The organism is Geobacillus thermoleovorans (assembly GCF_001610955.1).
Lineage (GTDB): Bacteria > Bacillota > Bacilli > Bacillales > Anoxybacillaceae > Geobacillus > Geobacillus thermoleovorans.
Map to the genome: position 1 here is coordinate 990,675 of NZ_CP014335.1, position 11,587 is coordinate 1,002,261.

Consider the following 11,587-nt stretch of genomic DNA (forward strand, 5'->3'; position numbering starts at 1 on the left):
TCTCGCTTCATATCGTTATGGTAAAGAACAAGCGGGAGATGGAGTTGAAATGAAAGCTTACGTTGCATTTTTGATGCAGATGATGATTTGGAGCAGTTTCTCATTGATCGAGTGGCTGTCAGGAAGAGACCGCCTGTTTTTCCGCGGGCTGATGCTGTGCATCTTTATGTACATCGCGTTTTTGCTGGCCCGCCAGCTCGGCTTGGCGACGCGCAAGGCGGCGCTGACGACGATTGGGACGGCGGCGGTGTACTTTGCCGGTCAGCATGTCATTTGGCAGGCCGTTCAATAAAAAACAGCGGTCGAATGCCCGCTGTTTACGCGCTGCCAAACACCATTGTCCGGCCGCTGAACAAGTGCAGTTCACCGCCGAGCGTTTTCGCCAGCCATTTGCTGAATTCATTGGCCTTCCCTTTATCCCCATGCGTCGCCCCCGGCGGCAGTGCGATGTCAATGAATGTCTCTTCTCCAGCTGTTCGCACGGAAATCGCCATCCCTTTGTACAAGCGGCCGTCGCCTTGCAAGTAGAGAACGGATTCGTGTATGCGGACCGTATACGGGAAAGCGGCCTGTTCGTACGCCCAACCAAGCTGTTCCCCTGTCTTTTTGAGCGCCATCTGGTAGCGCTCGAGCAGCTGTTTGACGTCCTCGATGGTCATCGTTTTCCCCGCAGGCAGCTTTAGATCGGTGTTCATCATTCCTTCCCCTCCCACCATTTCCATTGCGTCTTTATCCTTATTGTACCATATGTTGGCGGACAATAAATGGAAAAAGGGCGTTTTCAAAAAAGTTCTTTTTTATTAAATGTGATATACAAATTAGGATTGACAATTGAAATGTGATATATTATTATGAAATCAACAAGCGAATTTATCATCACAAAGGGGTTTTGGGGATGGGCACGATCGTATGTCAAACGTGTGATGCGACGATTGCGTATTTCGAAGATGAAAAAGTGACGACGCTTTATGGGAAATGTGATTGCTGCGAGCATGACAATGAGGGCGGAGAAAAAGAATAAAACGGTCAAACCGATGGGGGAAAGGAACGGATAGAGGCGCGCATGTCGACAAGTCACATGCGCGCCGTTTATTTTTGGCAAACAAGCACAAGCCAGGCAAACCGGCTTGTGCGGTCAGCGGATCGGTTTATATTCCTTAATGACACGCAACGTCTGCAGCGTGTCGTCTTCCGGCCCTTGGACAGGGAGGCCGGCAGCCAAGTTCGTCTCAATATACTTCAAGTTTTCTTCCGTGATGATTTCGCCTGGAATAAAAATTGGAATGCCAGGCGGATACACCATCACAAATTCGGCGATGATTCGGCCGGCCGATTCGTGAAACGGCACGACTTCCGTTTCGGCGTAAAACGCATCGCGCGGCGTCAAGGCGAGCGCCGGGATGTCCGGAAGGAGCACTTTCGGCTTGATCCCTTTCTCTGCCTGATGGCTGAACTGCTTCGACAAGCGGCGGAGCGCTTCAACGAGCAGGCTCGCCTCCCGTTCGGTATCGCCCGGGGTGATGATGCACAAAATGTTGTATAAATCGGAAAGCTCGACTTCAATGTTGTACGTTTCGCGCAGCCACCGTTCGACGTCATGGCCGGTCAGCCCGAGCTCTTTAACCGAAATGATGAGCTTTGTCGGATCGTAGTCGTACGTTGCTTCCGTGCCTAAAATCTCTTCGCCGACGCAGTACAAATATGGAATCTCGTTGATTTGCCGGCGCGTCCAGTCGGCGAGTCGAATGGCTTTGTCGATGAGTTCACGCCCTTTCGTCGCCAACTGTTTGCGGGCGACATCAAGCGAAGCGAGCAACAAGTACGACGTTGAAGTCGTCGTCAGCATGCTTAAAATCGCCTGCACGTGTTTCGCGGAGACGAGTCCTTCGCGCACATTCAAAATCGAGCTTTGCGTCAGCGATCCGCCGAGCTTATGGACGCTTGTCGCCGCCATATCGGCGCCCGCTTGCATCGCTGAGAGCGGCAAGTCCTCATGAAAATGAATGTGCACGCCGTGCGCTTCGTCGACAAGCACCGGAACGTTGTACGAGTGGGCGATATCGACGATTTTTTTCAAATCGCCGGCAATGCCAAAGTACGTCGGGTTGATGACGAGCACCCCTTTGGCGTCCGGGTGCTGGCGGAGCGCTTTTTCCACTGCTTGCGGCGTAATGCCATGGGAAATGCCAAGCTCTTTGTCGATTTCGGGATGAATGAAAATGGGCGTCGCTCCAGAAAAGACAATGGCCGACATGACCGATTTATGGACGTTGCGCGGCACGATGATTTTATCGCCCGGCCCGGCGACCGACATGACCATCGTCATGATGGCGCCGCTCGTTCCTTGCACGGAAAAAAACGTATAATCGGCGCCGAACGCTTCGGCAGCGAGCTCCTGCGCCCGTTTGATCATCCCTTTTGGATGGTGCAAGTCATCGAGCGGGCTGATGTTGATTAAATCAATCGCCAAGGCGTTGTCTCCGATGAAAGCGCGAAACTCCGGATCCATGCCGGCCCCTTTTTTATGGCCGGGAATGTGAAATTGAACCGGATTTTTTTTCATATGCTCCAACAAACCGGTAAACAATGGTGTCTCGAGTTGCGACAATGGTTTTTCACACCTCTTTATCTCGAGGATAAAACAAGTGCATTATAGCATGGATTTTTCCGTTTGCAAAGAAGAAATGAATGGACGCTGAAAAAGGAAAACAGCGGTTCAAGAGAGAAATAAAAGAAAGACAAAACAAAAAGGGGGCGTTATCGAAATGAAATGGAGAACGAGGGTGACAGAGCTGCTCGGCATTACATATCCGATCATTCAAGGGGGACTCGCTTACTTGGCGTACGCTGATTTGGCCGCAGCGGTCTCGAACGCCGGTGGGCTCGGACAAATTACGGCGATGTCGCTCGATGGACCGGAGCAACTGCGCGAGGAAATCCGCAAGGTGAAGGAAAAAACCGATCGGCCGTTCGGCGTCAATTTCGCCATTGGCCAGCACGGCCGCCCGTTTGCTCATATGCTTGAAGCAGCGCTTGATGAGGGGGTGCCGGTCGTTTCGGTCACCGGCGGCAATCCAGCGCCGTTTTTTGAACAATTGAAAGGAACGAACGTGAAAAAGCTCGTGCTCGTTGCCGCCGTCCGCCAAGCAGTGAAAGCAGAGGAGCTCGGTGCTGATGCGGTGATGGTCGTCGGTCAGGAAGGGGGCGGGCATCTCGGCAAATACGATACTGGCACGTTCGTCCTTATTCCGAAAGTCGTTGACTCCGTATCGATTCCGGTCATCGCCTCGGGCGGCATCGCCGATGGACGCGGGTTGATGGCGGCATTGGCGCTTGGAGCGGAAGGGATTGAGATGGGAACGCGGTTTATCGCCACGAAAGAATGCGTTCATGCTCATCCCGCATATAAAGAAATGATTCTCAACGCCACCGAAAACGATACGGTCATCATTAAACGGTCGCTCGGGGCGCCAGGGCGGGTGCTGGCCAACGCCTGGGCGGAAAAAATATTGGAAATCGAGCGCCAAGGCGGTACGTATGATGATTTAAAAGAATATATTAGCGGAGAAGCGAACCGGCGCTTCATTTACGAAGGAAAGGTGGACGAAGGATTCGCTTGGGCCGGGCAGGCGATCGGGCTCATTCACGACGTTCCGTCCGTCGCTGAGTTGTTTGCCCGCATGATTGAAGAGGCGGAACAAATTCGGCGCCGTTGGGCAAACTAACGGTGGAGGTGGAACAATGGGTTATTCCTATCCATTTTCCTACGACTGGTCAACACAAGAAATCATTGATGGTCATAGTTCCCCTTGGATTATCGCTGTGGTATAATTCGAGCCACAACGGAAGCGCGGTAGGTAAACGCACAAATTAGTTGCATACACCCCTTTTTCCACATAATATAATATAAAACAAAATGAAGCAGCACATTCGTGACGGGCGCCGGAAGTTTAGCGGATGATAGGGAAAGGGGTGCGGACGAATATGAAAAAAACCGCCAATTCGCTGAAGCGACCAGATGGAGACAAACGCATGGCGGTGTTGCGGCTCGAACTCGATTACGAATTAGCGACGCTGTACGAGGCCATGATGGAAAACGATGAAGAAAAGAAAAAAGAGTGCAAACGGCGGCTTGAAAAGCTGCGCCAAGAACTGATGCGCCTTCAAGTATGATTCTGATTCAAGGCGAACCATCTTTCCGGTTCGTTTTTTTCTTGAGCGGTGTCCGCCCCCGTTCCGGTTGCGATCTATACATAACCGAAGGCAGGAGGAATCAATATGGCAGAAAAATGGGAAGAAATCGACCGATACGCCCGGCAATGGATCGACGAAGCAGGAAAGCGCATCCGCGCCTCGTTTGCAAAACAGCTGACGGTGGAAGCGAAAGAGAACCCGAACGACTTAGTGACGAACGTTGACCGCGCCATTGAGCAATTTTTCGCCGAGCACATCCGCCGCCAGTTCCCTAGCCACCGCCTGTTGGGGGAAGAAGGATTTGGCGACCGGATCGATGCCTTGGACGGCGTTGTTTGGGTGATTGACCCGATCGACGGCACGATGAATTTCGTTCATCAGCGGCGCCATTTTGCTGTATCGATCGGCATTTTTGAAGATGGCATCGGACAGCTCGGCTACGTGTATGACGTCGTGTTTGACGAACTGTATGCGGCGCAAAAAGGGCGAGGGGTGTTTTTGAACGGGGAGCCGCTTGGCCTCCTGCAGCCCGCGCCAGTGACGGAGTCGATCATTGCCATCAACGGGACATGGCTCATGGAAAACAAGCGCCTCGACCATCGCCCGCTCATGAGGCTGGCGAAAGAGGCGCGCGGCACGCGCTCGTATGGTTCAGCGGCGCTTGAGCTCGCGTATGTTGCCGCCGGCCGTTTGGACGCCTACATTTCGCCGCGCCTGTCGCCGTGGGATTTCGCCGGCGGGATGATTTTGATTGAAGAAGCGGGCGGAATGGTGACGACCCTTGACGGGAAGCCGCTGGATCTGCTTGGCCGCAATTCGGTGCTTGCTGCGAAACCTGGGGTGCACGAAGAAATTTTGCGGCGCTATCTTCACGATTGATGGGGCGCGAAATCGCGAAAACGGGACAAGCATCCAGCTTGTCCCGTTTTTCAACGCGTCCGTTTTTTATGGGCGAACCCGGCGCCCATGGCGGCGATAAAGATGAGCGTGGAAGCGGCGATGCCGATCAAACTTTGCTCGGCGATGAAGACGCCGATCGCCATGATGGCGGCGACGGCAAGAATGGCGAGCAACAGAGGTACAGGCTCGATCCGTTTCATTGGGTTGACTCCTTTCTGGCAAAGTGGGCGTCTTTTTCTAGTGTACCGGAAAACATGCCGATTTTCTATCGGTTGTGATATAATAGACAAGCAGTTTGCCGAACAGGAGTGACCGACATTGACGAACAAACGAATCGATCTTCGCAATATCGCGATCATCGCTCACGTCGACCATGGGAAAACGACGCTCGTTGACCAGCTGCTTCGGCAGTCAGGGACGTTCCGCGAAAACGAACAAGTCGCGGAGCGGGCGCTTGACCGCAACGATTTGGAGCGGGAGCGCGGCATTACGATTTTGGCAAAAAACACTGCTGTCTTGTATAAAGGAACGCGCATCAACATTTTGGATACGCCGGGACACGCTGATTTCGGAGGGGAAGTGGAGCGGATCATGCGCCTTGTCGACGGCGTCTTGCTTGTCGTCGATGCGTATGAAGGCTGCATGCCGCAGACGCGGTTTGTGCTGAAAAAGGCGCTTGAGCAGCAGCTTGTGCCGATCGTCGTCGTCAACAAAATCGACCGCGAATTTGCTCGGCCGGCGGAAGTCGTTGATGAGGTGCTCGACCTGTTTATCGAACTTGGTGCTTCTGAGGAGCAGCTCGAGTTTCCAGTCGTGTACACATCAGCGCTGCGCGGGACGGCAAGCCTCGATCCGGATCGCCAGGACGGTGACATGACCGCCTTGTTTGAGACGATCATCGAGCATATTCCGGCGCCGGCGGACAACCGCAGCGAACCGTTGCAGTTTCAAGTGGCGCTGCTCGACTATAATGAATATGTCGGACGCATCGGCATCGGCCGCATTTTCCGCGGCACGATGAAAACAGGCCAGCAAGTCGCTCTCTTAAAGCGCGACGGTGCCGTCAAGATGTTTCGTGTCACGAAGCTGTTTGGTTTTATTGGGTTGAAGCGGATTGAGATTGAAGAAGCGCACGCTGGCGACATCGTCGCGGTCGCCGGGATGGAGGACATCAATGTCGGTGAAACGGTTTGCCCGCCCGATCATCAAGAGCCGCTGCCGCCGCTTCGCATCGATGAGCCGACGTTGAAAATGACGTTTCTCGTCAACAACAGCCCGTTTGCGGGGCGCGAAGGCAAATACGTGACGGCGAGAAAGCTGGAGGAGCGGCTTCGCACCCAGCTGGAGACGGATGTCAGTCTGCGCGTTGAGCCGACCGAGTCGCCGGATGCGTGGATTGTCTCCGGCCGCGGGGAGCTTCATTTGGCGATTTTGATTGAAAGCATGCGCCGCGAAGGATACGAACTGCAAGTATCGAAGCCGGAAGTCATTCTAAAAGAGATTGACGGTGTCACGTGCGAGCCGATCGAGCGGGTCGTCATTGACATCCCGGAGGAATATACGGGAGCGATCATGGAGTCGCTCGGCAGCCGCAAGGGCGAGCTCGTCGATATGGTGCACGGCGACAACGGGCAGGTGCGTCTCGTCTTCCTTGTGCCGTCGCGTGGCTTGATCGGCTATCGGAGTGAATTTATGTCGTTGACGCGCGGATATGGAATTTTAAACCATTCGTTTGACCATTATGCCCCCGTGCAGCCTGGCGCCATCGGCGGCCGCCGCCAAGGGGTGCTCGTCTCGATGGAAACCGGAAAGGCGACGGCTTACAGCATCATGCAACTTGAGGATCGCGGCGCCATTTTTGTTGAGCCGGGCACTGAAGTGTACGAAGGGATGATCGTCGGCGAGCATAACCGCGAAAACGACCTGGTCGTCAACATTTGCCGCGAAAAACATGTCACCAACATGCGTTCATCGACGAAAGAACAGACGGTGACGATGAAAAAGCCGCGTCTGTTGACGCTTGAAGAAGCGCTCGAGTATTTGAATGATGATGAATATTGTGAAGTGACGCCAGCCTCGATCCGGTTGCGCAAAAAAATCTTGAATAAAAGCGAGCGTGAAAAGGCGGAGAAGAAAAAGAAAGCGGTTGAGCAGGCGAAATAGCCGGAAGCGCCATGCGCGCGTCTTTAGTTTGCGAACAATCGAAAACGCCTTGGAGAAGGGCGCTATTAGGATGAACGGGAGGGGAATGATGTGAATGTGCTCGAACGGCTCACGTTTTTCGCCTCGCTTTATAAGGTGCACGATCATCCCGAGCGAGGTATGTGGCTATTGTATGTGACAGTGTTGTTGCTTGCCGCGCTTGTGTATCGACTCGGTTTTGCCCGCCGCCTGCCGCTGTTGAAAAACGTCATCATTTACGTCTTGCTGGCGCTTGGCTGCACGGTTTTGACCTTTTTTGCCGTCTTTTTGCCGGTGGCAGAAGGATTGGCCGTCGCCGCCCTCGTATTAATCATTTATAAAGTGCGCCTGAAGCAGGCGAAAGAGGGAGAAAAGTCATGAAATCCGTGCAGGATGCCCTTTATAACTGGCTGACGATCCACATCGTCGCCAAAGCCCGTCCGCACGATGCGGCGGCGCGCGATACGGCCTCGTTTTTCCGCGCCATCTTGGAAAACGACTTTGGTGTGACGGCCGTAGACGCCGTCAAAGATGAAACGAATGGGCAATACATCGTCGAATATGTGCGCGGCGGGGAAACAAAGGCGGCGTGTTTCCCGCTTGAGCTGGCTGAGGCGATGTGGCGGCAGATCGAAGCCGAACCGGAAAAGTATGGATGATGACAACCAAAAAGGCGCGGAAAAGCGATCGCTCTTCCGCACCGTTTTTTTTTTGCAGGATCACCAATCATCGTCTGCGCGGCGGCCGCGATAGAAGCGGAACTTTCCTGTTGCCAGCCGCTGTTTCGTTTTTTCGGCGATGCGGTCGTGGCATTCGCGGCACATGTACGTGTGGATCGGGCGGTTGCGCAGCCGCTTGGCGAGCGGCGATTCATCGTCGATCGTATCGATTTGGTCGCAAAGCACGCATTTGACTCTCATTGTTCACCTCAATACATCCAAACGCGAAATGGTAGAGTGTTCTTTCGTTCCCATTATACCACATTTCCCGCCATCGTTTGTTGATTCAAATGCATTTCACTCCCGCTTTCCTCGGAAATGAGCCGCGCTTTCTGTTCCATTATAACCCACACAGAAACCGTTTATCGATTTAAATGTTCATTCGATTGCTTGTTTTGCTGTTCGTTCAGTTGCCGCTCCTCCCGTTCGTTCAGCTGTCCGTCATTTTCTTCGGTCGGCTTCGGCGTCGTTTCAAACAAGTCGCTCGGCACTTCCGGCATCACTCGTCCGACGATGTCGGCGATTTCGTTCATGAACGCTTGCACCGGCCTCCCCTCATCGATTTGCCGGCCGATGTTGCGCACGCGGGTGTAAAGATCTGGGTCAGCGACAATAATAGCGTTCGCGCCGTACGGATCTTTTTGCAATGCTTCGGCGACGGAATATTTGATGGTGCCGACGCGCGAGGCATCCATATTGGCGCCGACGTCAATGCCGACGATGGCATATTTGCCGACGACGAGCGCGGCGGCATTGTGAACGTTTGGAACACGGTCGGCGATTTCTGCAAGCCGGCGGGCGATCTCTTGCCCGGATTTATTCTCGATGCGTTCATCGACTGTATTTTTGACGCGCACGAGTGAACGATTGGACTCGTTCGCTTCATGATCGTTTCCAAACGTGCAGCCGCTGAAAATCAAAAGGGGGAGGAAGAAAACGGCGAGCCAGCAGTTTCTCTTCATAATGGGCCACCTCGACTTTTTTTCTTTAGTTTGCAAATGTCCTTCTATCTTTATACATGTTTTCATATGTTGTATTACAGCCATTCCCATCCAACGGAAAAACATGAAAAACTCACATGGGGGGAAGCGGAATTTGGGAAAAAAAATTTACGTGCTCGATACGAACGTGCTGTTGCAAGATCCGTATTCGATTTTCGCGTTTGAGGATAATGAGGTCGTCATTCCAGCGGTCGTGCTTGAGGAAGTGGATTCGAAAAAGCGATATATGGATGAAATTGGTAGGAATGCCCGCCAAGTGTCAAAGCTCATCGACCGTCTGCGCGAAAACGGCAAGCTGCATGAAAAAATTCCGCTTGAAAACGGAGGGGCGCTTCGCATTGAGTTGAACCATCGTTCGTTTCATCAACTGCAAGAAATTTTTGTCGAAAAAACAAATGACAACCGCATTCTGGCGGTGGCGAAAAATTTATCGCTTGAAGAGCAGGCGAAGGAAGATGGACGCTCTGTCATTTTGGTGAGCAAGGATGCGCTCGTGCGCGTCAAAGCGGATGCCATCGGGCTGCAGGCAGAAGACTTTTTAAGCGACCGCGTCGTTGATGTCGACCATATTTACAGCGGATTTTTGGAGCTGTACATAGGAAAGGACCACCTGCAGCGGTTTTACGACAAAGGGGAGCTCGTGCTCGCTGATATCGCCGACCACCCGTTTTATCCGAACCAGTTCATCATTATGAAAGACGCGTTTGGCAGCTCGGCGTCAGCGATTGGCATTGTCGACCAAAACGGCAAAAAAGTGAAAAAGCTCATCTTCCATCACGAACATATATGGGGCATTCGCCCGCGCAACGTGCAGCAGACGATGGCGTTTGAGCTTCTCATGCGCGACGACATTCCGCTTGTGACGCTAATCGGCAAAGCCGGAACGGGCAAGACGTTGCTTGCCCTTGCCGCGGGGTTGATGCAAACGGAAGATTTGCGCACATACAAAAAATTGCTCGTCGCTCGGCCGATTGTGCCGATGGGGAAAGATCTCGGCTTTCTGCCGGGGGAAAAGGAAGAAAAGCTGCGCCCGTGGATGCAGCCGATTTTTGACAACTTGGAATACTTGTTCAACACGAAAAAACCGGGGGAGCTCGATGCGATTTTAGCCGGCATGAGCTCGATTGAAGTGGAGGCGCTCACGTACATCCGCGGCCGGAGCCTGCCGGAGCAGTTTATCATCATTGATGAGGCGCAAAATTTAACGAAGCATGAAGTGAAGACGATTTTGACACGCGTTGGGGAGAAAAGTAAAATCATTTTAATGGGCGATCCGGAACAGATCGACCATCCGTATTTGGATGAATATAACAACGGGTTGACGTACGTCGTCGAAAAGTTTAAAGACCAAAAAATCGCCGGCCATATCCGGCTCGTCAAAGGGGAGCGTTCGGCGCTCGCACAGCTTGCCGCTGATTTGCTGTAGCTAGGCGTTCCTCAGAGCATCCGCCGTTAAAGAACGGGTGCCAGGCGCGCGGCCCGACGCCGCGAACGTTTCGAAAGGCGCCCGCCGCCTGGGGCGCTGTGGAAAACATCTGGGGTCAAAGCGCTTAAGGCGGTTGAAGGCGTCAAAAGCTCAAACACCGGGCCGCCCCTTCATGGGGCGCCCGGTCATCGGACGACGAGCCGACGCACATGAGTAATCGGCGCCTCGCGGTTGGAGCCGTCGCCAAAATAAATGTGCACCGGACCGTCGTCGCGCAACGGTTTTCCGTTTTGGGAAAAAGCGAAAATCAGGTCGTACGCCTTTTCCAGAGGGATCACGGTTTCTCCATGTTCCGTCTCAATGACAAGTTCAGACGCGTCTTCATGCGGCTCAGCGTTTCGCAAAAATGGGGCGAACGGCATGCCGAACGAGCCGGTGATGATTTTCTCCTTCAAAAAGCGCCGCTCCGTTTTCAACGTCGGCGGAAAAACCGCGCCCTCTTGAATTTCCCGGTCCCAAAATGCCGACAGCTTTTTGATTTCCTCGTCCTCTTGCTCCGCTTCCGTCGGCTGTGGAGCCGGCTCCGAAAAATACGCATCCATGTCCACTTTCCGGTCGTCGAAAATCCAGACGCCGGGGTCAAGCGTGATCGTAAACTTCACCTTTCCTGTCAGCACAATAATATCGTTCATGAAACACCTCTCCTCTGCATGTTCCCACCGTTTTTAGTATAATAATAATGAAAGAGCTTGTCATGTTCCAGGCCCGGTTGCTGTCAACGGTTTCAACTTGCAAAATGGCTTGTTTCACGTTAAGATGTAAAGAAGGATAGGGGAGAGAACGGAGGGATCGATGTGACGGACGAATCGATGAGCTATCGGGAGAAGGCGTACGCGCTTTTACAAGCGGATGCAGAGAAAATCATCCAACTCATCCGCGTGCAAATGGACCATTTGACGATGCCGCAATGTCCGGTGTATGAAGAAGTGCTTGACACGCAAATGTTCGGGTTGTCACGGGAAATTGATTTTGCGGTGCGCCTCGGGCTTGTGGAGGCGAAAGACGGAAAGGCGCTCCTTGACCGGCTTGAGCGCGAACTTTCCACGTTGCACGAGGCCGTGGCCAAAAAGCGCGTGCGATAAAGGATATATAAAACAACTCAAACG

Annotated in this window: 16 protein-coding genes; 10 read left to right on the top strand and 6 right to left on the bottom strand. The window is 53.1% G+C overall.

What is annotated here, in order from left to right; translation table 11 throughout:
* Positions 1-49: 49 nt before the first annotated feature.
* Positions 50-292, top strand: coding sequence for a hypothetical protein (locus tag GT3570_RS05010; RefSeq protein ID WP_011230562.1), 243 nt, complete (start codon positions 50-52; stop codon positions 290-292).
* A 25-nt stretch (positions 293-317) separates the two neighbouring features.
* Here GT3570_RS05010 and GT3570_RS05015 read toward each other — a convergent pair whose 3' ends face one another.
* Positions 318-698: a DUF1885 family protein gene (locus tag GT3570_RS05015; RefSeq protein WP_013145895.1), complete on the bottom strand. Its 381-nt coding sequence runs from the start codon at positions 696-698 to the stop codon at positions 318-320.
* 197 nt (positions 699-895) lie between these two features.
* Here GT3570_RS05015 and GT3570_RS05020 point away from each other — a divergent pair, with 197 nt between their 5' ends.
* A complete protein-coding gene (locus GT3570_RS05020) occupies positions 896-1,021 on the top strand; it encodes a GapA-binding peptide SR1P (RefSeq protein WP_011230564.1) in 126 nt (41 codons plus the stop codon).
* Between the two features lie 114 nt (positions 1,022-1,135).
* Here the strand turns inward: GT3570_RS05020 and GT3570_RS05025 are convergent, their stop codons facing one another.
* Positions 1,136-2,608, bottom strand: a complete 1,473-nt coding sequence (locus GT3570_RS05025; RefSeq protein ID WP_011230565.1) for an aminotransferase class I/II-fold pyridoxal phosphate-dependent enzyme — start codon at positions 2,606-2,608, stop codon at positions 1,136-1,138.
* 157 nt (positions 2,609-2,765) lie between these two features.
* On the opposite strand from GT3570_RS05025, the gene GT3570_RS05030 reads away from it, so the two are divergent.
* The 3 genes from GT3570_RS05030 to GT3570_RS05040 all read left to right on the top strand — a co-directional run bounded on the left by GT3570_RS05030 (position 2,766) and on the right by GT3570_RS05040 (position 5,073).
* Positions 2,766-3,725 (top strand): NAD(P)H-dependent flavin oxidoreductase, encoded by a 960-nt coding sequence (locus tag GT3570_RS05030; protein ID WP_011230566.1) that lies wholly within the window; start codon positions 2,766-2,768, stop codon positions 3,723-3,725.
* Positions 3,726-3,957: 232 nt separating this feature from the next.
* Positions 3,958-4,173 (top strand): hypothetical protein, encoded by a 216-nt coding sequence (locus tag GT3570_RS05035; RefSeq protein WP_013523313.1) that lies wholly within the window; start codon positions 3,958-3,960, stop codon positions 4,171-4,173.
* 105 nt (positions 4,174-4,278) lie between these two features.
* A complete protein-coding gene (locus GT3570_RS05040; RefSeq protein WP_011230568.1) occupies positions 4,279-5,073 on the top strand; it encodes an inositol monophosphatase family protein in 795 nt (264 codons plus the stop codon).
* Positions 5,074-5,123: 50 nt separating this feature from the next.
* Here GT3570_RS05040 and GT3570_RS18685 read toward each other — a convergent pair whose 3' ends face one another.
* Positions 5,124-5,294 (bottom strand): DUF5325 family protein, encoded by a 171-nt coding sequence (locus tag GT3570_RS18685; RefSeq protein WP_011230569.1) that lies wholly within the window; start codon positions 5,292-5,294, stop codon positions 5,124-5,126.
* 118 nt (positions 5,295-5,412) lie between these two features.
* Here GT3570_RS18685 and typA point away from each other — a divergent pair, with 118 nt between their 5' ends.
* The 3 genes from typA (at position 5,413) to GT3570_RS05055 (ending at position 7,934) form a co-directional block, all read left to right on the top strand.
* Positions 5,413-7,257: a translational GTPase TypA gene (gene typA, locus GT3570_RS05045; protein ID WP_033025018.1), complete on the top strand. Its 1,845-nt coding sequence runs from the start codon at positions 5,413-5,415 to the stop codon at positions 7,255-7,257.
* A gap of 90 nt (positions 7,258-7,347) precedes the next feature.
* Positions 7,348-7,656, top strand: a complete 309-nt coding sequence (locus GT3570_RS05050) for a YlaH-like family protein (protein ID WP_011230571.1) — start codon at positions 7,348-7,350, stop codon at positions 7,654-7,656.
* Positions 7,653-7,934, top strand: a complete 282-nt coding sequence (locus GT3570_RS05055) for a hypothetical protein (protein ID WP_011230572.1) — start codon at positions 7,653-7,655, stop codon at positions 7,932-7,934. Before GT3570_RS05050 ends, GT3570_RS05055 begins: the two co-directional genes overlap by 4 nt.
* A gap of 60 nt (positions 7,935-7,994) precedes the next feature.
* On the opposite strand, the gene GT3570_RS05060 is transcribed toward GT3570_RS05055, so the two are convergent.
* Together GT3570_RS05060 and GT3570_RS05065 are read right to left on the bottom strand one after the other, a co-directional pair.
* A complete protein-coding gene (locus GT3570_RS05060; RefSeq protein ID WP_011230573.1) occupies positions 7,995-8,195 on the bottom strand; it encodes a YlaI family protein in 201 nt (66 codons plus the stop codon).
* A gap of 161 nt (positions 8,196-8,356) precedes the next feature.
* Positions 8,357-8,956, bottom strand: a complete 600-nt coding sequence (locus GT3570_RS05065) for a YhcN/YlaJ family sporulation lipoprotein (RefSeq protein WP_011230574.1) — start codon at positions 8,954-8,956, stop codon at positions 8,357-8,359.
* 103 nt (positions 8,957-9,059) lie between these two features.
* Between GT3570_RS05065 and GT3570_RS05070 the strand changes: the two genes are divergently transcribed.
* Complete coding sequence (locus GT3570_RS05070) at positions 9,060-10,421, top strand: PhoH family protein (protein ID WP_015731675.1); 1,362 nt, start codon at positions 9,060-9,062, stop codon at positions 10,419-10,421.
* A gap of 185 nt (positions 10,422-10,606) precedes the next feature.
* Here GT3570_RS05070 and GT3570_RS05075 read toward each other — a convergent pair whose 3' ends face one another.
* Positions 10,607-11,113: a molybdopterin-binding protein gene (locus GT3570_RS05075; protein WP_011230576.1), complete on the bottom strand. Its 507-nt coding sequence runs from the start codon at positions 11,111-11,113 to the stop codon at positions 10,607-10,609.
* 162 nt (positions 11,114-11,275) lie between these two features.
* Between GT3570_RS05075 and GT3570_RS05080 the strand changes: the two genes are divergently transcribed.
* Positions 11,276-11,563 carry an Fpa/YlaN family protein gene (locus GT3570_RS05080; protein WP_011230577.1) on the top strand — a complete coding sequence of 96 codons (288 nt, stop codon included), beginning with the start codon at positions 11,276-11,278 and terminating at the stop codon, positions 11,561-11,563.
* Positions 11,564-11,587 lie beyond the last annotated feature (24 nt).

Coding starts and splice junctions, on each gene's coding strand:
- GT3570_RS05010 (WP_011230562.1), top strand. CDS start 50: ATGAAAGCTTACGTTGCATTTTTGATGCAGATGATGATTTGGAGCAGT.
- GT3570_RS05015 (WP_013145895.1), bottom strand. CDS start 698: ATGATGAACACCGATCTAAAGCTGCCTGCGGGGAAAACGATGACCATC.
- GT3570_RS05020 (WP_011230564.1), top strand. CDS start 896: ATGGGCACGATCGTATGTCAAACGTGTGATGCGACGATTGCGTATTTC.
- GT3570_RS05030 (WP_011230566.1), top strand. CDS start 2,766: ATGAAATGGAGAACGAGGGTGACAGAGCTGCTCGGCATTACATATCCG.
- GT3570_RS05035 (WP_013523313.1), top strand. CDS start 3,958: ATGATAGGGAAAGGGGTGCGGACGAATATGAAAAAAACCGCCAATTCG.
- GT3570_RS05040 (WP_011230568.1), top strand. CDS start 4,279: ATGGCAGAAAAATGGGAAGAAATCGACCGATACGCCCGGCAATGGATC.
- GT3570_RS18685 (WP_011230569.1), bottom strand. CDS start 5,294: ATGAAACGGATCGAGCCTGTACCTCTGTTGCTCGCCATTCTTGCCGTC.
- GT3570_RS05055 (WP_011230572.1), top strand. CDS start 7,653: ATGAAATCCGTGCAGGATGCCCTTTATAACTGGCTGACGATCCACATC.
- GT3570_RS05060 (WP_011230573.1), bottom strand. CDS start 8,195: ATGAGAGTCAAATGCGTGCTTTGCGACCAAATCGATACGATCGACGAT.
- GT3570_RS05065 (WP_011230574.1), bottom strand. CDS start 8,956: ATGAAGAGAAACTGCTGGCTCGCCGTTTTCTTCCTCCCCCTTTTGATT.
- GT3570_RS05070 (WP_015731675.1), top strand. CDS start 9,060: ATGAAAAACTCACATGGGGGGAAGCGGAATTTGGGAAAAAAAATTTAC.
- GT3570_RS05075 (WP_011230576.1), bottom strand. CDS start 11,113: ATGAACGATATTATTGTGCTGACAGGAAAGGTGAAGTTTACGATCACG.